The 22374-nt window shown below is 70.2% G+C and carries 15 protein-coding genes; 10 read left to right on the top strand and 5 right to left on the bottom strand.

Annotation, left to right across the window (positions count from 1 at the left end):
• The first annotated feature begins 2 nt into the window (after nt 1–2).
• Complete coding sequence (locus tag PHZ_RS11420; RefSeq protein ID WP_012522632.1) at nt 3–5861, top strand: HAMP domain-containing protein; 5859 nt, start codon at nt 3–5, stop codon at nt 5859–5861.
• Between the two features lies 1 nt (nt 5862).
• Nucleotides 5863–7947 (top strand): response regulator, encoded by a 2085-nt coding sequence (locus tag PHZ_RS11415; protein ID WP_012522631.1) that lies wholly within the window; start codon nt 5863–5865, stop codon nt 7945–7947.
• Between the two features lies 1 nt (nt 7948).
• On the opposite strand, the gene PHZ_RS11410 is transcribed toward PHZ_RS11415, so the two are convergent.
• The 4 genes from PHZ_RS11410 to PHZ_RS11395 all read right to left on the bottom strand — a co-directional run bounded on the left by PHZ_RS11410 (nt 7949) and on the right by PHZ_RS11395 (nt 10984).
• Nucleotides 7949–8230, bottom strand: a complete 282-nt coding sequence (locus PHZ_RS11410) for a hypothetical protein (RefSeq protein ID WP_041373455.1) — start codon at nt 8228–8230, stop codon at nt 7949–7951.
• Nucleotides 8231–8255: 25 nt separating this feature from the next.
• The gene (locus PHZ_RS21690) at nt 8256–9332 is read right to left on the bottom strand and encodes an aldose 1-epimerase (RefSeq protein ID WP_012522630.1); all 1077 of its coding nucleotides are present in this window, start codon (nt 9330–9332) and stop codon (nt 8256–8258) included.
• Between the two features lie 4 nt (nt 9333–9336).
• Nucleotides 9337–10626, bottom strand: coding sequence for a family 1 glycosylhydrolase (locus tag PHZ_RS11400; RefSeq protein ID WP_012522629.1), 1290 nt, complete (start codon nt 10624–10626; stop codon nt 9337–9339).
• A 115-nt stretch (nt 10627–10741) separates the two neighbouring features.
• Complete coding sequence (locus PHZ_RS11395) at nt 10742–10984, bottom strand: hypothetical protein (protein WP_041373454.1); 243 nt, start codon at nt 10982–10984, stop codon at nt 10742–10744.
• A 134-nt stretch (nt 10985–11118) separates the two neighbouring features.
• On the opposite strand from PHZ_RS11395, the gene PHZ_RS11390 reads away from it, so the two are divergent.
• The 6 genes from PHZ_RS11390 to PHZ_RS11365 are packed head-to-tail and all read left to right on the top strand — an operon-like array spanning nt 11119 to nt 16291.
• Entirely contained in the window at nt 11119–11976 is an 858-nt protein-coding gene (locus PHZ_RS11390) for an SMP-30/gluconolactonase/LRE family protein (protein ID WP_041373453.1), read from the top strand.
• Nucleotides 11977–12036: 60 nt separating this feature from the next.
• Entirely contained in the window at nt 12037–13761 is a 1725-nt protein-coding gene (locus tag PHZ_RS11385; RefSeq protein WP_012522627.1) for an IlvD/Edd family dehydratase, read from the top strand.
• Entirely contained in the window at nt 13761–14513 is a 753-nt protein-coding gene (locus PHZ_RS11380) for an SDR family NAD(P)-dependent oxidoreductase (RefSeq protein ID WP_012522626.1), read from the top strand. The genes PHZ_RS11385 and PHZ_RS11380 overlap by 1 nt, the downstream gene beginning before the upstream one ends.
• Nucleotides 14513–15424, top strand: coding sequence for a 2-dehydro-3-deoxygalactonokinase (locus tag PHZ_RS11375; protein WP_012522625.1), 912 nt, complete (start codon nt 14513–14515; stop codon nt 15422–15424). The genes PHZ_RS11380 and PHZ_RS11375 overlap by 1 nt, the downstream gene beginning before the upstream one ends.
• Entirely contained in the window at nt 15421–16044 is a 624-nt protein-coding gene (locus PHZ_RS11370) for a 2-dehydro-3-deoxy-6-phosphogalactonate aldolase (protein WP_041373452.1), read from the top strand. The genes PHZ_RS11375 and PHZ_RS11370 overlap by 4 nt, the downstream gene beginning before the upstream one ends.
• A 49-nt stretch (nt 16045–16093) precedes the next feature.
• Nucleotides 16094–16291 (top strand): hypothetical protein, encoded by a 198-nt coding sequence (locus PHZ_RS11365; RefSeq protein WP_041373451.1) that lies wholly within the window; start codon nt 16094–16096, stop codon nt 16289–16291.
• An 18-nt stretch (nt 16292–16309) separates the two neighbouring features.
• On the opposite strand, the gene PHZ_RS11360 is transcribed toward PHZ_RS11365, so the two are convergent.
• On the bottom strand, nt 16310–18562 hold the full coding sequence (locus PHZ_RS11360; protein ID WP_049758214.1) for a family 1 glycosylhydrolase: 2253 nt from the start codon (nt 18560–18562) through the stop codon (nt 16310–16312).
• Nucleotides 18563–18677: 115 nt separating this feature from the next.
• On the opposite strand from PHZ_RS11360, the gene galE reads away from it, so the two are divergent.
• The gene (gene galE, locus PHZ_RS11355) at nt 18678–19724 is read left to right on the top strand and encodes a UDP-glucose 4-epimerase GalE (protein ID WP_012522622.1); all 1047 of its coding nucleotides are present in this window, start codon (nt 18678–18680) and stop codon (nt 19722–19724) included.
• 309 nt (nt 19725–20033) lie between these two features.
• Entirely contained in the window at nt 20034–22304 is a 2271-nt protein-coding gene (gene glf, locus PHZ_RS23600) for a UDP-galactopyranose mutase (RefSeq protein WP_041374123.1), read from the top strand.
• Nucleotides 22305–22374 lie beyond the last annotated feature (70 nt).

Raw genomic sequence — 22374 nt, 5'->3', positions numbered from 1 at the left:
CCATGTCCGCCAACGCCGCCGCGAAATCCGCGAAGCCTGCCAGGTCGCGCGCCGCGCGCGACGCCGAGACAGAGGTCGACACGGCCCAGCTGCTCGCCGCCCTGCGGGCCTTCCGGCGGGGCGACTTCTCGGTGCGGATGCCGCGCGGGCTGACCGGCGTGGCCGGCGAACTGGCCGAGGCGTTCAACGACGTGGTCGAGCTGAACGACCGCATGACCAAGGAATTCGAGCGGCTCGGCGACACCGTCGGCCGCCAGGGCAAGATCAGCCATCGCGCCAAGCTGCCGGGCGCCCAGGGCTCGTGGGCGGCCTCGGTGGACGCGGTGAACACCCTGATCACCGACATGATCCACCCGACCGCCGAAATGGCCCGCGTGATCGGCGCCGTGGCCAAGGGCGACCTGTCGCAGACCATGGACCTGGAGAACGAGGAGCGCCCGCTGCGGGGCGAGTTCCTGCGGATCGGCAAGGTCGTGAACACCATGGTGGGCCAGCTGGGCTCGTTCGCCTCGGAAGTGACCCGCGTGGCCCGCGAGGTGGGCACCGAGGGCAAGCTGGGCGGTCAGGCGCAGGTGAAGGGCGTGGCCGGCACCTGGAAGGACCTGACCGACAACGTGAACCTGATGGCCGCCAACCTGACGGGCCAGGTGCGGAACATCGCCGAGGTGACCACCGCCGTGGCCAACGGCGACCTCTCCAAGAAGATCACCGTGGACGTGAAGGGCGAGGTGCTCGAGCTCAAGAACACCATCAACACGATGGTGGACCAGCTGAACTCGTTCGCCTCGGAAGTGACCCGCGTGGCCCGCGAGGTGGGTACGGAAGGCAAGCTCGGCGGCCAGGCCCAGGTGAAGGGCGTCGCCGGCACTTGGAAGGACCTCACCGACAACGTGAACATGATGGCCGCGAACCTGACGGGCCAGGTGCGGAACATCGCCGAGGTGACCACCGCCGTGGCGCGCGGCGACCTGTCCAAGAAGATCACCGTGGACGTGCGCGGCGAGATCCTGGAGCTGAAGAACACCATCAACACCATGGTGGACCAGCTGAACGCCTTCTCCTCGGAAGTGACCCGGGTGGCGCGCGAGGTGGGCACCGAGGGCAAGCTAGGCGGCCAGGCCCGAGTCGAAGGCGTCACCGGCGCATGGAAGGACCTGACCGACAACGTGAACTTCATGGCCGCCAACCTGACGGGTCAGGTGCGGAACATCGCCGAGGTGACCACCGCCGTGGCGAACGGCGACCTGTCCAAGAAGATCACCGTGGACGTGAAGGGCGAGATCCTGGAGCTGAAGAACACCATCAACACCATGGTGGACCAGCTCAACGCCTTCGCGAGCGAAGTGACCCGCGTGGCGCGGGAAGTGGGTACGGAAGGCAGGCTGGGCGGCCAGGCCCAGGTGAAGGGCGTCGGCGGCACCTGGAAGGACCTCACCGACAACGTGAACCTGATGGCCGCCAACCTGACGGGCCAGGTGCGGAACATCGCCGAGGTGACCACCGCCGTGGCCATGGGCGACCTGTCCAAGAAGATCACCGTGGACGTGCGCGGCGAGATCCTGGAGCTGAAGAACACCATCAACACCATGGTGGACCAGCTCAACGCCTTCGCGAGCGAGGTGACCCGGGTGGCCCGTGAGGTGGGCACCGAGGGCAAGCTGGGCGGTCAGGCGCAGGTGAAGGGCGTGGCCGGCACCTGGAAGGACCTCACCGACAACGTGAACTTCATGGCCGCGAACCTGACCGGTCAGGTGCGGAACATCGCCGAGGTGACCACCGCCGTGGCCAACGGCGACCTCTCCAAGAAGATCACCGTGGACGTGAAGGGCGAGATCCTGGAGCTGAAGAACACCATCAACACCATGGTGGACCAGCTGAACGCCTTCGCGAGCGAAGTGACCCGCGTGGCGCGGGAAGTGGGTACGGAAGGCAAGCTGGGCGGCCAGGCGCAGGTGAAGGGCGTCGGCGGCACCTGGAAGGACCTGACCGACAACGTGAACCTGATGGCCGCCAACCTGACGGGCCAGGTGCGGAACATCGCCGAGGTGACCACCGCGGTGGCCATGGGCGATCTGTCCAAGAAGATCACCGTGGACGTGCGCGGCGAGATCCTGGAGCTGAAGAACACCATCAACACCATGGTGGACCAGCTGAACTCGTTCGCCTCGGAAGTGACCCGGGTGGCGCGCGAGGTGGGCACCGAGGGCAAGCTCGGCGGCCAGGCGCAGGTGAAGGGCGTCGCCGGCACCTGGAAGGACCTGACCGACAACGTGAACCTGATGGCCGCCAACCTGACGGGCCAGGTGCGGAACATCGCCGACGTCACCACCGCGGTGGCCAAGGGCGACCTGTCCAAGAAGATCACCGTGGACGTGCGCGGCGAGATCCTGGAGCTGAAGAACACCATCAATACCATGGTGGACCAGCTGAATTCGTTCGCCTCGGAAGTGACCCGGGTGGCCCGCGAGGTGGGCACCGAGGGGAAGCTGGGCGGCCAGGCCCAGGTCCCCGGCGTCGCCGGCACCTGGAAGGACCTGACCGACAACGTGAACATGATGGCCGCCAACCTGACCGGTCAGGTGCGGAACATCGCCGACGTCGTGACCGCGGTGGCCAACGGCGACCTGAAGCGCAAGCTGACCCTGGACGCCAAGGGCGAGATCGCCGCGCTCGCCGACACCATCAACGGCATGATCGAGACCCTGGCCATCTTCGCCGACCAGGTGACCAACGTGGCCTTCGAGGTGGGCATCGAGGGCAAGCTGGGCGGCCAGGCGCGGGTGCCGGGCGCCGCCGGCCTGTGGCGCGACCTGACCGACAACGTGAACGGCATGGCCGCCAACCTCACCACCCAGGTGCGCGCCATCGCCGAGGTGTCGACGGCGGTGACCAAGGGCGACCTGACCCGCTCGATCACCGTCGAGGCCTCGGGCGAGGTGGAGGAGCTGAAGAACAACATCAACGAGATGATCCGCAACCTGCGGGAGCAGACGCTCAAGAACACCGAGCAGGACTGGCTGAAGACCAACCTCGCCCGGTTCACGCGGATGCTGCAGGGCGAGCGGGACCTCTCGACGGTGTCGAACCTGGTGCTGTCCGAACTGGCGCCGCTGATCAACGCCCAGCACGCGGTCTTCTACGTCTCCGACCGCGACGAGGAGGGCCAGACGGTCCTCAACCTGGCGGCCTCGTACGCCTTCAACAACCGCAAGCACCTGGCCAACCAGTTCAAGCTCCGCCAGGGCCTGATCGGCCAGTGCGCCTACGAGAAGTCGCGGATCCTGCTGTCCAACGTGCCGAAGGACTACGTGCAGATCAGCTCGGGCCTCGGCGAGGCGCCGCCGGCCCACATCATCGTCCTGCCGGCCCTGTTCGAGGGCGAGGTGAAGGCGGTGATCGAGCTCGCCACCTTCGGCGAGTTCAACGAGACCCAGATGGCCTTCCTCGACCAGTTGATGGAATCCATCGGCATCGTGCTGAACACCATCGCCGCGAACATGCGGACCGAGGGCCTCCTGAAGCAGTCCCAGCTCCTGACGTCCGAGCTGCAGGCCCAGCAGGAGGAGCTGAAGAAGACCAACGACCGGCTGGAGCAGCAGGCCGCCTCGCTCCGCCAGTCCGAGGAGCTGCTGCGCACCAAGCAGGAGGAGCTGCAGCAGACCAACGCCGAGCTGCAGGAGAAGGCGCACCTGCTGTCGATCCAGAACCAGCAGGTGGAGGCCAAGAACCGCGAGGTCGAACAGGCCAAGCTGGCGCTGGAGGAGAAGGCCGAGCAGCTGGCCCTGACCTCGAAGTACAAGTCCGAGTTCCTGGCCAACATGAGCCACGAGCTGCGCACGCCGCTGAACAGCCTGCTCATCCTCTCCAAGCTGCTGGCCGACAACGCCCAGGGCAACCTGTCGGACAAGCAGGTGGAGTTCGCCCGCAACATCCACGACGCGGGCGCCGACCTGCTGGGCCTGATCAACGACATCCTCGACCTGTCGAAGATCGAATCCGGCACCGTCACGCTCGACATCGGCGAGATGGCCTTCGCGGGCCTCAAGGACCAGGTCGACCGGACGTTCGCCCAGATCGCCGCCGACAAGAAGCTGGAGTTCCAGGTCGAGCTGGACGGGGCGTTGCCGCGGTCGATGTACACCGACGACAAGCGCCTGCAGCAGATCATCAAGAACCTGCTGTCGAACGCCTTCAAGTTCACCGAGAAGGGCCATGTGAAGCTGAAGATCGCCCGGGCGCACGGCGGCTGGAGCTCGACGAACGACCACCTCAACACCGCCGGCCAGGTCCTGGCCTTCTCGGTCGAGGACACCGGCATCGGCATCCCCGAGGACAAGCAGCGGATCATCTTCGAGGCCTTCCAGCAGGCCGACGGCACGACCAGCCGCAAGTACGGCGGCACGGGCCTGGGCCTGTCGATCAGCCGCGAGATCACCCGCCTGCTGGGCGGCGAGCTGAAGGTGGAATCCAAGCCCGGCAAGGGCTCGACGTTCACCCTCTACCTGCCGCTCAACTTCAGTCCGGCCCAGGCGCCGTCGGCGCCCCGCGGCGCGGGCCTGCCGACGCTGTCGCGGCCGATGATGATCCCCGCCGGCTTCTCGGACGAGCCGTCCGAGGCGGTCGCCGACGATCGCGACAGCATCAGCGCGGGCGACTCGGTGGTGCTGATCGTGGAGGACGATCCGCGGTTCGCCGCCATCCTGCTGAACCTCGTCCACGACTCCGGCTTCAAGGGCGTGGTGACCGGGGAGGGGGCCGCCGCCCCGGCGCTGGCCCGCCGCTTCGGCCCCGACGCCATCATGTTGGACATCGGCCTGCCCGACATGGACGGCCTGGCCCTGCTGGACCTGCTGAAGCGCACGCCCGAGACGCGGCACATCCCCGTGCACGTCATCTCGGCCGACGACCAGAAGGGGCTGGGGCTGTCGATGGGCGCCTTCGGCTTCACCCACAAGCCGGTGGAGCGCGAGGTCGTGGTCTCGACGCTGCAGGGCGTGAAGAGCTTCGTCGACAAGAGCGACCGCCGCGTGGCCCTGGTGGGCGGAGACGGCGAGGCGGCCGAGGCCCTGCGGCAGTGCTTCGCCGAGGTGGAGATCGTGGACGACTTCGCCGCCGTCGCCGGCCGGCCGCCCGCCGACCGTCCCGACGCGGTGGTGGTCGAAAGCTCGGCCCTTCCGGCCACCCAGCTGATCGACCAGTTGAAGCAGGCCGAGGGCCGCTGCACGCCCGTGGTGGTGTTCGCCCCCGTTGAGCTGGAGCCCGAGGACGACCGGCGCCTGCGCCTGGCGGTGTTCGGCGGGCTGGTCCGCATGGCCCGCACGCCGGACCAGCTGATCGACCAGGCCAGCCTCCTGCTGCACGCGCCGATCGACAAGCTGCCGCCGCCGGCCAAGGCCAAGCTCAGCCAGAACCGGCATGACGACGCCGTCCTGACCGGCCGCAAGGTCCTGGTCATCGACGACGACATCCGCAACATCTTCTCGCTCGCCTCGGCGCTCGAGGAGTACGGCATCGACCTCAGCTACGCCGAGAGCGGCCGCGCCGGCCTGGAGGCGCTGGACGCGAAGTCGGACGTCGACGTCGTGCTGGTGGACATCATGATGCCCGACATGGACGGCTACGAGACGATCCGCGAGATCCGCTCGCGTCCGGCCCTCGCCGACCTGCCCGTGGTGGCGGTGACGGCCAAGGCGATGAAGGGCGACCGCCAGAAATGCATCCAGGCCGGGGCCTCGGACTATGTCTCCAAGCCGGTCGACATCGACCACCTCATCTCGGTGCTGCGGGTCTCGATCCAGCGGGCCGACGCGATGAAGCTGGCGAGCGACACCGTCGTCTCCCTCATGCCGCAAGCGAGCTGATGTGACGAACGCCGTCCCCGCCAGATATCCGGCAGGCCCCGGCGGGGCGGAGGCTCAGGCCCCGCCCGACCTGGACGCGCCGCTGAAGGCCCGGATTCTCATCGTCGACGACGACGAGCGGAACGCCTTCGCCGCCGTGCAGGCGCTGGAGGATCTCGGCCACGAGCTCGTGGTGGCCCGGTCGGGCGAGGAGGCGCTCAAGCGCCTGCTCTCGGAGGAGTTCGCCCTCATCCTGCTCGACCTGCACATGCCGGGGATGGACGGCTACGAGACCGCGGCGCTGATCCGTTCGCGCAAGCGCACGGCCGACACGCCGATCGTCTTCCTGACGGCGATCTTCCGGGACGAGGCGCACATCTTCCAGGCCTATTCGGCCGGGGCGGTGGACGTGGTCTTCAAGCCCGTGGACCCCTTCATCCTGAAGGCCAAGACCAAGGTCTTCGTGGACCTCTACCTCAAGACCCAGGAGGCGAACCGCCAGTCCGCCTACAAGCAGTGGCTGCTGGACGAGCACAGCCGGGTGAAGACCGAGAAGGCCCGCGCCGAGAAGGCGCTGCGGCGGGCCGAGGCGCAGCAGGCGGCGATCCTGAAGGCCATGCCGATCGTCTTCACCTCGCGCAGCGTCGAGCCGCCCTTTACGCCGCTGTTCGTCTCGGAGTCGGTGAAGGAGATCACCGGCTTCCCCGCGGACCGCTTCCTGGAGGAGGCCGACTTCGGCGCCGGCCGCATCCATCCCGACGATATCGAGCGGGTGACCAAGGCCATCACCCAGGCGGTGAAGATCGGCCACTACGCCTGCGAGTTCCGCTGGCTCTGCGCCGACGGCCAGTACCGGGTGCTGCACGACCAGGGCGTGATCGCGCCCAGCGACGACGGCGAGGCGCGCGAGATCTTCGGCGTCCTGCTCGACGCCACCGACCGCCGCAGCCTCGAGGAGCAGCTCGCCCAGGCCCGCAAGATGGAGGCGGTGGGCCAGCTCACCGGCGGGGTCGCGCACGACTTCAACAACCTGCTGACCGTGGTGCTGGGCAACATCGACATGCTCGCCCGCAAGCAGGAGGACGAGGCCCGTCGGGCCCGGCGCATCGACGCAATCCGCCAGGCGGCCGAGCGCGGCCGCGACCTGACCCGACAGCTCCTGGCGTTCTCGCGCCGCCAGCACCTGTCGCCGGTGACCCTGGACGTGAACGCGCTGATCCAGGACTTCGCGCCGCTGATGCGCCAGGCGGTCGGCGAGGCAGTGACCCTCGACCTCGAGCTGGGCGGCGACGGCGAGCCCCTGAACACCCATGTCGATCCGACGCAGCTCGAAACCGCGCTGCTGAACCTGGCCGTGAACGCCCGCGACGCGATGCCCGAGGGCGGGCGGCTGTGCGTGCGCACCGAGCGGCGGTCCGCGGCGGAGGGGTTGGGCTTCGTGGTCGTCGAGGTCGGCGACACCGGCTGCGGCATGAGCCCCGAGGTGCGCGAGCGGGTGTTCGAGCCGTTCTTCACCACGAAGGAGGTCGGCAAGGGCTCGGGCCTCGGCCTCAGCCAGGTCTACGGCTTCGTGCGCCAGTCCGACGGGGAGGTGGAGGTCGACAGCGAGCCGGGCCGGGGCACCGTCTTCCGCCTGCTGCTGCCCGCCACCCGGGCCAAGGCCGAGGTGCGGCCGGAGGAGACGCCCCGCGCCATTGTCGGCGGCGCCGAGCGGATCCTGCTGGTCGAGGACGATCCCACCGTGCTCGCCCTGACGCTCGATGTGCTCACCGGCCTGGGCTATCAGGTGCAGACGGCGACCAACGCCTCCGAGGCGCTGCAGATCATCCATTCGGGCGCCGAGATCGACCTCCTGTTCACCGACGTGGTGATGCCGGGCGGGGTCAGCGGCGTCAGCCTGGCGCGCACCGCCCGCGAGCTGCGGCCGGGGCTGAAGGTGCTGCTGACCTCCGGCTTCGTAGGCGAGCGCCAGGTGATGGAGGGCGCCGAGTTCCCGCTGCTCGACAAGCCCTACGAGACCTCGGCCATGGCCTCCATGCTGCGCAAGCTGCTCGACCGGTCCGAGAGGAAGCGCAAGCGCGGCCGGGCCTCGGCCGCCGCCGAATAGCTCAGTCGGTCCACGGATCCCGGGCGAGCCGCTTCAGCGCCGCCGACAGCTTGCGCGCGTGCGGCCGGTCCATCTCGGCGTCGCGGTAGCCAGCGGAGAGGGTCTCGGCCATCTCCTCCAGGGTCTCGGTCGCGCCCTGCCCGGCGAAGGCCTGGGCGAGGATGCGGGCCTCGGTCATCAGCTCGGCCTTCTCGTCGGCCGGGCACGAGTCGAGCAGCGCCTCATCGAAGTCGATGACTTCACAGGAGGATTCGCTCGTTTCACTCTTTCGTGCGCGGTTCATGGGCGGGAGAAGCCGCCAAGCGGGTTCAGGTTCCGACGGCGAAGGCGCTCAGCCGCACGTCGTAGGAGAGCTGCTCGCCGGGCTGCAGCCGGGCCATGCCGGTGTCCACCTCGCGCGGCCAGACGGCGCCGAAGGGATCGGCCAGGTTGAACTGGGGCTCGACCACGACGAACGGCTTGTCGGGCGGCGCGAAGACCTGGATCGCCTTCACATGCGGCGAGCGCGAGGCGAGGCGCAGGCCGACGCCGGCCGCCGGGTCGCGCACGTCGACCACCGCCTGGCCGTCCTCGCGGCGCAGCCCGGTGAAGCAGTCGTCCAGATAGAGGTCGCCGAGCGCCGCCCCGTCCGGGCCGCCGAAGTCATAGGGGCCGCCGGACGTGGGCGAGAGGCGGCCCGTGGGCAGCACCTCGTCGTAGTCGTTCACCTCGGCCCGCAGGTCGGCGGGCAGCCGCAGGCGCGCCTGCCGGCGCTGGCCGCTCGGCAGGGCGAAGTAGGGATGCCAGCCCAGCCCGATGGGCAGCGTCTCGTCCCCGACGTTCCGGGCGGTGATGGAGAGGGCCAGGGCGCCGTCCTCCAGCCGATACTCGAAGCCGAGCACCGCCCGCGACGGCCAGCGGCCGCCGAAGTCGCCGGCCTCCAGAACGCCGGTCACCCGGGCGGGGGAGGGCTGCTCGAACGGGACGGGCGCATCGAGGATCAGGCCGTGCATGGCGTACTGCTCGGCGCCCGGCGCCTTGCCGCCCCAGTTGCGCGGGAGGCGCGCCGTGCGGCCGTCGAGGTCGGCCTCGATCTCGCGGGCGCCGGGCAGGGCGCGGCCGCGGATGCGGTTGGCGAAGGGGGCCAGCACCGCGCCGCCGAACGCGAAGGCCTTGTTGCCGGCGAAGTCCTCGGCCCCGCCGTCCAGCTCGCGGGCGGCCTCGGCGGCGGGCGGGGCGAACAGCGCGTCCACGATCTCGCCCGACGGCAGGCGCAGTCTGGCCTGCAGGGTCATCATGCCCCGGCCGGGCAGGATCTCGGCCTCCACGAAGCCCGGAGTCCCCGCCGGCGCGCCCGCGGGAGCCTCGGCGGTCAGCCGGACGACCGGCGCGCCTCCGATCCGCATCGGCTCAGCCGCCCTCGCCGCCGGTGGCCAGTTCGTAGGCTCGCAGGCGCCGCGCCTCGACGCGGTGGCGCTCGGAGATCGGATCTCCGTACTCGGCCGGTGGGACGATGGGCACGGTGAGGCAGACACTCTGGGTGGGCAGCACCTCGTGCCAGTCCTGGATCAGCTGCTTGTAGGAGAGGCCCACGGGGCGGATCTCGCGGTTGAGGTCGTACAGGCCGACAGGGTGGACGCGGTTGTTTTGTTCGCGCAAGCCCACGTCCCAGTCGATCTGGTCGGTCAGCGAGTACCAGGTGAACCCGACGGTCGGCACCCCGTCGTTGCGCACGCGCAGGACGTTGGCCCACTCTTTCCAGAGCCAGTTCACCGCCTCGTCGCCGTTCGGCCCCTCGGCGATGTTGGTCTCGGTGTGCATCACCGGCAGGCGGTAGCGGTTGTAGTACTGCCGGGTGATCTCGGAGTAGCCGAAGATCTCGCCCGAGGCCCGGTGCATGCCGTTGGCCGACACCCGATGCTCGTTCGTCCAGTAGTAGTCGTTGCCCAGGATGCAGTGGTGGCGCAGCGAGTTGCCGAGGAAGAAGTGGTACTCCTCCCGCGTCATCCCGTTGTCCATCAGGTACTCGTACATCTCGGAATCGACCCGGTGTCCGTAGTTCAGGTCGAGCGAGAGGAAGCGACGCGAGTTCTCGATCTCGGCTGGCTTGATGGCCAGCGGGTTCTCGGCGTGGAAGTACTCTGAGGACTCGCTCTGGATGAAGATCGCGTCGGCCCGGACCTTCAGGATTTCCTGCATGGCCCGCACGTTGGCCCGGACGATGTGCTTGAGCGCCGTCACGAACGTCAGGTCGGTGGTGCCCTGCTCGTTCCACCAGCCGAACTTGGCCGAGAACTGGGCGCAGATGAACATCTCGTTCACAGGCGTGTAGAGCTGGACCCACGGGAAGCGCCGGGCGAAGGCCGCCGCATAGCTGGCGAACAGCTCGGGGAAGTCCGGGTTCTGGAAGTCGCCGATCCAGTCGGGCACGCCGAAGTGGCACAGGTCCACGATGGGGTTGATGTCGCGGCGCCGCAGCTCGGCGAAGGTGACGTCGGCGAACTCCCAGTCGAACCTGTCGGGGCCGAGGAAGCTGGTGTGCAGCGGCGGGCCGTAGCGGAGGTATCGCAGCCCCAGCTCCTCGACGAGGTCGAAGTCCTTTCGCCAATGGCGGTAGTGGCCGCACGCCTCCATCTGGTCGATGCGGATGCTGCCGTTCTGGATCTTCGGGATCGAGTTCTCGATCCCGGTGGCGAACATGAAGGCGGAGATGGTCCGTCCTCCCCTTTCCTCGCGCGAGCGACATCGCTCCCCGAAGCTACAACTCCGGGGCGGGACGGGGGTTCAGTTTGCGGTGATCGGCGGCGCGCGGCGCCTATTCGGCCGCCTGGTCGAGCGGCGGCTGGCCGTTGATCTTCCGGCACCGGGACAGCATGGCTAGGTGGTCCGAGCCGTTCTGCACGTTGCGGACCCAGGCCTTGTCGCCGTGGATGGCGAGGACCTCGAAATGCGGGAAGAGGTTGGGCCCCGTGCGCACGAGGTCGCCGACGGAGATGTGCTCGTCGTACCCGCGATCGTGATTGATCGCGAAGACGTCGGAATAGCTGGACAGCGACACTTGGGATCCCCTCCCGATTCTCTGTCTAAGATAGTAGTCCGCGGCGTCTGAACGTAACCCAAACGGCGACGGCAGGGTGTCGCAGGCGATCCACGGAAAGTCGCACGATTCTCAAGTCCGACCTCGGAGGCCATGTGGTCGATATCCATTGCGTAGTGAATGCGGCGGACCGTCTCGGGGAGGGGCCGGTGTGGTCGCCGGCCGAGCAGCGGCTGTACTGGTTCGACATCAAGGGCCGGCGGCTGTCCTGGTACGAGCCCGTCGGGGGCGAGCGCGGGGCCTTCGACCTGCCGATGCGCGCTAGCGCCGCCGTGCCCCGCGCCAAGGGCGGGCTGCTGATGGCGACCGAGAAGGGCCTGGCGCTGGCCGACCCCGGCAAGGGCGTGGTCAAGGTCGTGCGGCCCTACGACCTGGGCGAGGGGTTCCGCACCAACGACGGCAAGATCGACATGGCGGGGCGCTTCTGGTGGAGCGTCATGGACGACGACGGCGGCAAGCGGCCGGGCAGCGTCTTCCGCACCGACCCGGGCGGGACCACGACGCGGGTGCTGACCGGCATCCACATCCCGAACACCGTCTCGTTCAGCCCGGACGGGGCCACGCTCTACATGGCCGACTCCAAGCTGCAGACGCTGTTCGCGCACGAGACGGCCGACCTGTCGAAGGTGCGCGAGTTCGCCCACACCCGCGGAACCGAGGCCTCCCCCGACGGCTCGGCGGTCGACGCCGAGGGCTACCTCTGGAACGCCCAGTGGGGCGGCTGGCGGATCGTCCGCTACAGCCCGGACGGCAAGGTGGACCGCATCGTCCGCATGCCGGTGGAGCAGCCCACGAGCTGCGCCTTCGGCGGCCCGGACCTTTCCACGCTCTACGTCACCAGCGCCTGGGACGAGCTGTCGGACGAGGCCCGCGCGAAGCAGCCGCTGGCCGGCGGCCTGTTCGCCATCGACGTGGGGGTGAAGGGCCTGCCGCTGCCGGTGTTCGAGGGCTGAACCCCGGCCCCGCTCGGGGGTTTATCTCTCGGGCATCACGGGAACGCCGAGGGGTCGGGAATGGCCAGGAAGCCGCTGCGCAGCCAACGGAGCTACGGCAAGCACGACCGCGACGGCTTCATCCACCGGAGCTGGATCAAGGGCACGGGCCTGCCGGACCACGTCTTCGACGGCCGGCCGATCATCGGCGTCTGCAACACCTGGTCCGAGCTGGTCACCTGCCAGTTCCACCTGCGCGACCTGGCCGAGTACGTGAAGCGCGGCGTCTGGGAGGCGGGCGGGGTGCCGATCGAGTTCCCGGCCATGAGCCTGCCCGAGACCCAGATGCGGCCTACGGCCATGCTGTTCCGCAACCTCCTGGCCATGGAGGTGGAGGAGAGCATCCGCGCCAACCCCATCGACGGGGTGGTCCTGCTGGGCGGCTGCGACAAGACCACGCCCGGCCAGCTCATGGGCGCGGCCAGCGTCGACCTGCCGACCATGGTGGTCTCGTCCGGCCCGATGCTGAACGGCAAGTGGCACGGCCGCGACATCGGCTCGGGCACCGATGTGTGGCGCTTCTCCGAGGCGGTGCGGGCGGGCGAGATGAGCCTGACGGACTTCCTCTCGGCCGAGAGCTCGATGAGCCGCAGCCACGGGACCTGCAACACCATGGGCACGGCCTCGACCATGGCCAGCCTGATGGAGGCTCTGGGCGTCTGCCTGCCGAACAACGCCGCGCTGCCCGGCGTGGACTCCCGCCGCAAGACGCTCGCTCACCTCACGGGCAACCGCATCGTCCAGCTCGTCAAGGACGACGTCAGGCTCTCGCAGATTCTCACCCGCGAGGCGTTCGAGAACGCCATCCTGATGCACGCCGCGATCGGCGGCTCGACCAACGCGGTGGTCCACCTGCTGGCCCTGGCCGGGCGGGTCGGGATCGAGCTGTCGCTGGAGGATTTCGACCGCATCGGCCGCGAGGTCCCGCTGCTGGTGAACCTGATGCCGTCGGGCAAATACCTGATGGAGGAGTTCTGCTACGCCGGCGGCTGCCCGGCGGTGATGAAAGAGCTGGGGCCGCTGCTGCGGCGCGAGGCGATCACCGTCTCGGGCCATACCCAGGGCCAGATCGCCGAGGCCGCCGAGGTCTGGAACCGCGAGGTGATCGGCACGCGGGAGGCGCCGGTCGGGCCGTCCTCGGGCGTGTGGGTGCTGCGCGGCAACCTCTGTCCCGGCGGGGCGATCCTGAAGCCCAGCGCCGCGACGCCGGCCCTGCTGACCCACCGCGGCCGCGCGGTCGTCTTCGAGGACATCGAGGACTACCACGCCCGCATTGACGATCCGGACCTGCCCGTGGACGAGACCTCGATCCTGGTGCTCAAGGGCTGCGGCCCCAAGGGCTACCCCGGCATGCCCGAGGTGGGGAACATGGCCCTGCCGCCCAAGCTGCTGCACAGAGGCGTGCGCGACATGGTCCGAATCTCGGACGCGCGGATGAGCGGCACGGCCTACGGCACGGTGATCCTGCACGTCTCGCCCGAGGCCGAGGCGGGCGGGCCGCTGGCGCTGGTGCGGAACGGTGACGAGATCGCCTTCGACGGCCCCAGCCGCACCCTCGACCTGCTGGTGGACGAGGCCGAGCTGGCCCGCCGCCGCGCCGAGTGGGAGGCCGCCCGCACGCCCTCGCAGTTCGACCGCGGCTGGTACAAGCTCTACATCGACACCGTGCTGCAGGCGGACCGCGGCGCCGACCTCGACTTCCTGGTCGGCAAGTCCAGCCCCGACGTCACCCGCGAGTCCCACTGATGGCGGGGGCGATCTATCCCGGCATGAAGGACCGCGTGGTCTTCGTCACCGGCGGCGCCTCGGGCATCGGGGCCGCCTTCGTCGAGCAGTTCCACGCCCAGGGCTCCAAGGTCGCCTTCGTCGACCTGCAGGCCGATGCGGGCGAGGCCCTGGCCGGGCGGCTGGGGCAGGGCGCCTGGTTCCGCCGCTGCGACGTGACCGACGTGCCGGCGCTGCAGGCGGCGATCCGCGACGCGGCCCAGGCGCTTGGGCCCGTCACGGTCCTGATCAACAACGTCGCCAACGACACGCGGCATGAGGCCGCCGAGACCTCGATGGACGCCTGGCGCAAGGGCCTGGCGGTGAACCTCGATCCGGCGTTCGCGGCCTCGGTGGCGGTCTATCCGATGATGAAGGCGGCGGGCGGTGGCTCGATCGTGAACGTCAGCTCGATCAACGCCTTGTGGGGGCCGGCTCACATGGCGACCTATGTGGCGGCCAAGGGCGCGATCAACTCCCTCAGCAAGGGGCTGGCCCGCGAATGGGGCCCCGACCGCATCCGGGTGAACGCCCTGTCGCCGGGCTGGGTGGTGACCGAGCGCCAGCTGGAGCTGTGGCTGACGCCGCAGGCCGAGGCCGCCTGGCGCGAGCAGGTGGCCCTGAAGGACCGCATCCTTCCCGAGGACATCGCCCGGGCGGCGCTGTTCCTGGCCAGCGACGAGAGCCGGATGATGACCGGCCAGAACCTGATCGTCGATGCGGGGCGGCTCTGATGGGCGCCGCGCTGCTGGCCTGCGACTGGGGCACGACCAACCTTCGCGCCTGGACGCTGGACGCGGGCGGCGGGATCGTCGGCGACCGCGATTTCCCCGGCCTGGGGGTCTCGCAGATCGGCGCCGGCGAGGCCGAGCGGCGCTTCCGGGAGGAGGTGCGGCCGGCCCTCGGCGCGGAAGGCCTGCCGGCCATTCTCTGCGGCATGGTGGGCTCGAACCTCGGCTGGCGCGAGGCGCCCTACGTCGACGCCCCGGCCGGACCGGACGACCTCGCGCGCCGGCTGATGGCGGTGGAGGGGGCGGACTGGGTGCGGATCGTGCCCGGCGTCCGCTTCGAGGGCTTCAACGGCCGCGGCGACGTCATGCGCGGCGAGGAGACCCAGGCGTTCGGCTGGCTGGCCGCCGATCCCGCCCGCCGCCAGGGCCGCCGGGTGATCTGCCATCCCGGCACCCACGCCAAGTGGATGGTCCTCGAGGAGGGTCGGCTGGTGCGGTTCGTCACCGCCATGACGGGCGAGCTGTTCGCGGTGCTGAAGGCCCACAGCGTGCTGAAGAGCGATGCCCCGGCCGACGACATGGACGCCTTCGACGAGGGCTGCGCGGCCGCCGGCGACGGCGACGCCCTGGCCGCGCGCCTGTTCACCGCCCGGGCGCGGGTGGTGGGGCAGGGGCGGCCGGCCGAGAGCACGCCGGCCTACCTTTCGGGCCTGCTGATCGGCGCCGAGGTCGCGGCCCTGCCGCGGCTGCTGGGCTGCGAGGGGCTGGCGCACGTCGACCTGCTGGGCGACCCGGCGCTGTGCGCGCTCTACGCCCGGGCCCTTGAGACGCGCGGCGTGAGTTCCGACCTGCATGACGGCGAGGCCGCGGCGGTCGCGGGCCTCTTCGACCTCTATCGGAAGGCGCGGTCATGAAGCTGGAAGCGGCCCTCTTGGAATGTCCGGTGGTGGCCATCGTGCGGGGGATCCGCCCCGACGAGGCCGTGGACCACGTCCAGGCGCTCTACGAGACCGGCGTCCGCGGCGTGGAGGTCCCGCTCAACTCCCCCGAGCCGCTGGAGAGCATCCGCCGGATCGCCGAGGCCTTCGTCGGTCGCATGGCGATCGGCGCCGGCACCGTCCTGGACGCCGCGGCGGTGGACGCCGTCGCCGCCGTCGGGGGGCGCATCATCGTGGCGCCGAACACCTCGCCCGAGGTGATCGTCCGGGCCGTGGCGCTCGGCCTCGATCCCGCGCCGGGCTTCGCCACCGCCACCGAGGCCTTCGCGGCCCTGGACGCCGGCGCCCGGCACCTGAAGCTCTTCCCGGCGGTCACCTACGGCCCGGCGCACCTGAAGCAGCTCAAGGCGGTCCTGCCCGACGAGGCGGTGGTCTGGGCGGTCGGCGGGGTGGGGCCGGACAGCATGGCCGACTGGTGGGCGGCGGGCGCGCGCGCCTTCGGCCTCGGCGGCGAGCTCTACCGGGCGGGCCAGCCGGTCGCCGACACCGCGGCCAAGGCGGCGCGCGTCGTCGAGGCCGCGCGCGCCCTGCGCTGAACCTTCGCGGTCGCGAACGGTTATCGGGGGGCCATCTGGAGGGCCCCCCATGAGACAGCTCACGAAGTTCGCCATTTCGGTCCGCGAGGAGGACTTCGTCCTGCACCTCGAGGCCGACGGCGGCGAGACCATCGAATTCGCCACCTCGCCCGAACAGCTGGACGCGATCATCGACGCCCTGGACGAGCTGCTCTCGGAAGTGGAGGAGGACGTCTTCGAGGTCGAGGACGACCAGGCCAGCCACTGACGCGGCGGCCGCGCGCCGTCAGGTCGGCGGCGCGCCCCGGCGCACCAGCGTCTCCGGATGGGCGAGGTCGGCCATGGCCTCGGCCTCGGGCGCGAACTCGGCTTCCCGCACGATGGCGGCGTAGCGGGCGACCGCATTCTCGAGGCTCGGCATGACCCGGCCCCGCTCGGTCGAGAGCGGGACGTGCTGCGGCCGCGCCGCGGCCCAGCCGAAGCTGTCGGCCCGGACGCCGAGCACCCGGCCGGCGTCGAGGCCCAGCTCGGCGGCGATCATCCGGGCGAAGCCGGCCCAGCTCACCTCTCCGGCGTTGGCCAGGTGGCGCAGGCCGGCGTCGCCGTCCAGCAGCAGGTCGAGGCTGGCGTCCACCAGGTCCGGCACGTAGGTCGGCGAGACGACCAGGTCCTCGGCGGCCACGAACTCGCGTCCCGCCGACAGCGTCCCCACGACATGGGCCGCGAAGTTGTAGGGATCGAACGGCGAGAAGAACGCCGCGGTGCGGATCATCAGCGCCTGCCCGCCCAGGGCCAGCACCTCGCGCTCGGCGCGGGCCTTGCTCTCGCCGTAGACGTTCAGCGGCGCCGGCGGGTCGCTCTCCACGTACGGCCGCCCGGCCGAGCCGTCGAACACCAGGTCGCTGGAATAGCCCACCAGGGGCAGGCCCCGTTCGGCGCAGATCCGCGCGAGCCGCACCGCGCCGTCGGCGTTGGCCGCCAGGCAGTCCGCGGCGCAGGCCTCGGCCTCGTCCACCCGCACCCAGCCGGCGGCGTTGATCACCGCCCACGGTCCGCAGCCGTCGAGGGCGGCGGCGATGGAGTCGGCGTCGTCCAGGGAAAGCTCGGCCCGGCTGGTCAGGCGATAGTCGATGCCGCGCCATTCGCAGGCGCGGGCCAGCGCCTTGCCCAGGGTGCCGGTGGCCCCGACGATCAGCAGCGGCTGGCGCGCCCCGCGGCCCGCCTGCCAGGCCGAGCGCGGCTCGGGGGTCTCCACGTGCCGGAACACCGGCCGGAACTCCAGGCGGATGTCGCGCCGCCACCAGCCGGGGCCCTCCGTCCCGGGATGCGGCGGCCCGCCCTGGGCGAGCCGCTTCAGCTCGGCGGCGATGGCGGTAGGACGCGGCGGCTCGGCGCGGACGTCGAAGGCGCCGACCTCGTAGTGGCCGAGGGCGCGGGTGAGCAGGCTGTTCCAGTCGAACGTGCCCAGCAGGGCCCAGGCGGTGACCGCGCGGATGTCCACGCCGCGGCCCTGCAGGCGCTCGGCGGTCTCCCAGGCCTCGCGCAGCCAGCGGACCTGCTCCTCGCGGGTGCAGCCGTTGTGGGCCTCGGTGACGGCCAGCGGCAGGCCGTAGCGCGCCCAGGCTTCCTCCAGCACGCCCTCCAGGCCCCCGGGAGCGGGCAGGACGACCCGCACGGCCTCCACGTCGGCATAGGCCGTCTGGTCGTTGCCGCCGTGTCGCTCGGGGGGATAGGCGTCTAGCCGGTGGTCCAGGAACCGCTCGCTGGTCAGGTAGTGGTTCACGCCCAGGATGTCGGGCGGGCAGGGATCGTCGGCGATGGCCGCCAGCCGGTCGGCGAAGCCGCAGGCCGCCAGCCGCTCGAACATCGGGTGCCCGCGGGTCACGCGGCCCGCCAGCAGGTCCCAGGTCATCCACCGCCGGCAGTTCTCGAACTCGGCCTGGCCGGCGAGGAGGCGGGTCGCGTAGGTGCGGCCGAGGTCCTCGGTCTGGATCAGCCGGGCGTCGGGATTGACCTTGCGGATCTCCCGCATGGCCAGGCGCGTGCCGTCGATCTGGTTGAGCAGGGCCGCCCAGAAGAAGGGCTCGTCCGCCAGGTGGGGATACCAGTGGCCATAGAGCGCCGAGAAGCGCGCGGTGGTCAGCGGCTCGTTGATCGGGGTCCAGTCCCGCGCCCAGGGATACCGCTCGGCGGCGGCGCGGGCGTAGCCGGCGAACAGGCGCGCGAAGCCCTCGTCCACCAGGCTTGTGTAGCGTGGCCCGCTGCCGTGGTGGAGCAGGCCGAGGATCGGCCGCATGCCGAGCTCGCGGATGCGCGCCAGCCGCGCGTCGGTCCAACGCCAGTCGTGCTCGCCGGGCCGATCGGGGGCCGTCCGCTCCCACAACACCGGATAGCGCAGCGCCTTCAGGCCCAGCTCGGCGAAGCGGTCGAGGTCCTCGATGCGGTCGTGGTGCCCGGACCTGACCGTCTGGTCGTGGAACGCGGTCCCCACACGGTTCACGGTGCATTCGTGACCGCCCCACAGCTCGAGTGTCGGCATCGACCCTGGCTTTCCCGTCACAACCCGACGGTTCAAAGCCGCCGCGGAAGCAATCGTTCCCCATCCTGCCGAATGGGGCTGGAACCGGCGCCCGGGGGCGGGAATTATCGGCCGCATGGATCGGGGATCGAAGCCCGCCGTCCTGGTGACGGGCGGAGCCGGCTACATCGGCGCACACACCGCGAAGGCTCTGAGCGAGCGGGGATTCTTCCCCGTGGTGTTCGACAGCCTCAGTTCAGGCTTCCGCGAGGCCGTCCAGTGGGGCGCCTTCGTCCACGGAGACATCCGCGACACCCGCGCGCTGGCCGAGGCGATCTCGGACCACGGCGTCAAATCGGTGATCCACTTCGCCGGCCTGATCGAGGTGGGCCGCTCGGTCGCCCAGCCCGACATCTTCTGGGAGATCAACGTCGGCGGCACCGTCAGCCTGCTGACCGCCATGCGCGAGCGCGGGGTCGAGCGGCTGGTGTTCTCGTCCAGCGCGGCGGTCTACGGCCAGGGCGGGCGAGGGCCGCTCGAGACCATCCCCGAGAGCGCCGGCAAGGCGCCCGCCAGCCCCTATGGCGACACGAAGCTGGCCTGCGAGTGGATGATCGAGGCCCAGTGCCGCGCCTATGGCCTGACGGCCGTGGCGCTGCGCTACTTCAACGCCGCGGGGGCCGACCCCTCCGGCCGGATCGGCGAGGCCCACGAGCCTGAGACGCACCTCCTGCCGCTCGCCATCGCCGCGGGGCTGGGGGAGGGCAAGCCGCTGACCGTGTTCGGCGAGGACTTCGACACCCCGGACGGCACCTGCCTGCGCGACTACATCCACGTGAACGACCTGGCCGCCGCCCACGTCGCCGCCCTGGAGGTCGACCTGCCCGCCGGCGCCTACGAGGCGGTGAACGTCGGCACGGGGCAGGGCCACTCTGTGCGCGAGGTGGTCGAGGCCGTCGGCCGCGCCCTCGGCCGGCCCGTGCCGCACAGCATCGGCGCCCGCCGGGCCGGCGATCCGCCGAGCCTGGTGGCCGACGCCTCGCGGGCGCGGGATCTGCTCGGCTGGGAGCCGGTCTGCTCGACCCTCGACCGCATCGTCGCCGACGCCCTGCGGTGGGAGGCCCAGCCGGCTTACGGATCGGGCCGCCGCGCCGGCGGCCGCAAAGCTGAAACCGCGAGCTGAACAGTCGACTTTCCGACTTAAGCTAAAGTCGCGGTCTAGCTTTCTGCGGCTATCTTTTGATTACTGAATACTTTTGGCCAGTCTCAAGAAGAGGGCGGGAACCAATTCTGCTGTCAGGGGTTAAGTCCGCGGGCTTCGTGTGTCTTACAATCCAAAAGGAATGCGCCCTTGAACACGCCTTGGGTTCCGAGCGCCGTCGGCGCTGAGCCGTGTCCTCCGCAAGCAGGATCGCATTCCCGAGGTCGAGAGACCTTGATCTGCTTCTCCCACCTCCGGTGGGATTTCGTCTTCCAGCGTCCCCAGCATCTGATGACCCGCTTCGCCCAGACCCGGAAGGTGATCTTCTGGGAGGAGCCGGTCTGGACCCCCGAAGGCTCGCCGCCGCGCCTGGACAGCAAGGTGTGCCCGGAGAGCGGGGTGATCGTCGCCACGCCCTCGCTGCCCGAGGGGCTGACGGCCGAGCGGCGCGACGAGCTGCTCAAGACCCTGCTGGACGAGGTGGTCGCCAGCGTCCCGGGCGATCTGCTGCGCTGGTACTACACCCCGATGATGCTGCCGTTCTCGCGCCATCTGGAGGCGGCGTGCACGGTCTATGACTGCATGGACGAGCTGGCGAACTTCAAGTTCGCCCCGCCCGAGCTGACCAGCCTGGAGCGCGAGCTGATGGCCGCCGCCGACGTGGTCTTCACCGGCGGCTACAGCCTCTGGGAGGCCAAGCGCGACCGCCACCCCAACATCCACCCGTTCCCCTCCAGCGTCGATCGGGCCCATTTCGCCAGGGCGCGGGTGATGCGCGAGGAGGCGCCTGACCAGGCGCAGCTGCCCTGGCCCCGGTTCGGCTTCTACGGCGTCGTCGACGAGCGGATGGACCTCGGCCTGCTGGCCGCGCTGGCCGACGCGCGTCCCCACTGGAGCATCGTGATCGTCGGGCCGGTGGTGAAGATCGATCCCGACAGCCTGCCGCGCCGGCCGAACCTGCACTACCTGGGCGGCAAGTCCTACGAGGAGCTGCCCACCTATCTCGGCGGTTGGAACGTCGCCCTGATGCCGTTCGCCATCAACGAGTCCACCCGCTTCATCAGCCCGACCAAGACGCCCGAGTACCTGTCGGGCGGCCGGCCGGTGGTCTCGACCCCGATCGTGGACGTGGTGCGCCACTACGGCGACCTGGAGGCGGTGAAGGTCGCCGCCTCGCACGACGACTTCATCGCCGCCTGCGACCAGGCCCTGGCCCTCTCGCGGCTCCGCGGCGACTGGCTGAAGGCGGTGGACGTGGCGCTTTCGGCGCTGTCGTGGGACGAGACGTTCACGCGCATGAACCTCGAGATCGGCCGCGTGCTCGCCGCGCGCGAGCTGGGCAGGGCCGAGCTGATGGCCGAGGCCGGGGTCGCCGCGCCGGCGATCCGCGCCGCCTCCCGGACCAAGCCCTATGACTACCTGATCGTCGGCGCAGGCTTCGCCGGCTCGGTGCTGGCCGAGCGGCTGACCAGCCAGCTGGGCAAGCGGGTCCTGCTGGTGGACCGGCGTCCGCACGTGGGCGGCAACGCCTACGACGAGAAGGACGCCGGCGGCGTGCTGATGCACAAGTACGGGCCGCACATCTTCCACACCAACTCGGAAGAGGTGTTCCGCTACCTGTCGCAGTTCACCAAGTGGCGCCCCTACGAGCACCGCGTGCTGGCCTGCGTGAAGAGCGGCCTGCACGTGCCGATGCCGATCAACCGCACCACCCTGAACATGCTCTACGGCGTGAACCTGTCGACCGACGCCGAGGCCGAGGCGTTCCTGGCCTCTCGGGCCGAGCCGGTGGAGAAGATCCGCTCGTCCGAGGACGTGGTGGTCAGCCAGGTCGGCCGCGAGCTCTACGAGACCTTCTTCCGCGGCTACACGCGCAAGCAGTGGGGCATGGATCCGTCCGAGCTGGACAAGGCGGTCACCGCCCGCGTGCCGACGCGGACCAACACCGACGACCGCTACTTCACCGACAAGTTCCAGTCGATGCCGCTCGACGGCTACACCCGCATGTTCGAGAACATGCTGGACCAGAAGGGCCTGACCATCGAACTCGGGGTCGAGTACGAGGACGTCCGGGACGAGGCCGACTTCGACCGGCTGATCTTCACCGGCCCCGTCGACGAGTACTTCGACCACCGCTTCGGCAAGCTGCCCTACCGCAGCCTCCGGTTCCGGCACGAGACCCTGGACCAGGAGTGGTTCCAGCCGGTGGCGGTGGTGAACTATCCCGACGAGGCCGTCCCCTACACCCGGGTCAGCGAATACAAGCACATGACCGGCCAGGCCTCTCGCCGGACGACGGTCACCTACGAGTATCCCAGCGCCGAGGGCGACCCCTACTATCCGGTGCCGCGGCCCGAGAACCAGGCGCTCTACAAGAAGTACGAGGCCCTGGCCCTGGACACGCCCGAGGTGCTGTTCGTCGGGCGGCTGGCGACCTACCGCTACTACAACATGGACCAGGTCACCGGGCAGGCGCTCGCCACCTTCCGCCGCATCGCCGAGCGGGAAGGGCGCGCCGTCATCCAGGCCCAGACCGCCGCCCAGGCCATCGCCGCCAATTGAGTTCCGGCAACCGCCGCGTGTAGCCCGGCGAGCCGCAGCCCCCGGTCACCAACCGGGGGCTGCTTGCATT

It is taken from the genome of Phenylobacterium zucineum HLK1, assembly GCF_000017265.1.
GTDB lineage: Bacteria > Pseudomonadota > Alphaproteobacteria > Caulobacterales > Caulobacteraceae > Phenylobacterium > Phenylobacterium zucineum.
Note: the sequence above shows the minus strand (reverse complement) of the source record. Positions and strands in the feature narration are given on the sequence as shown.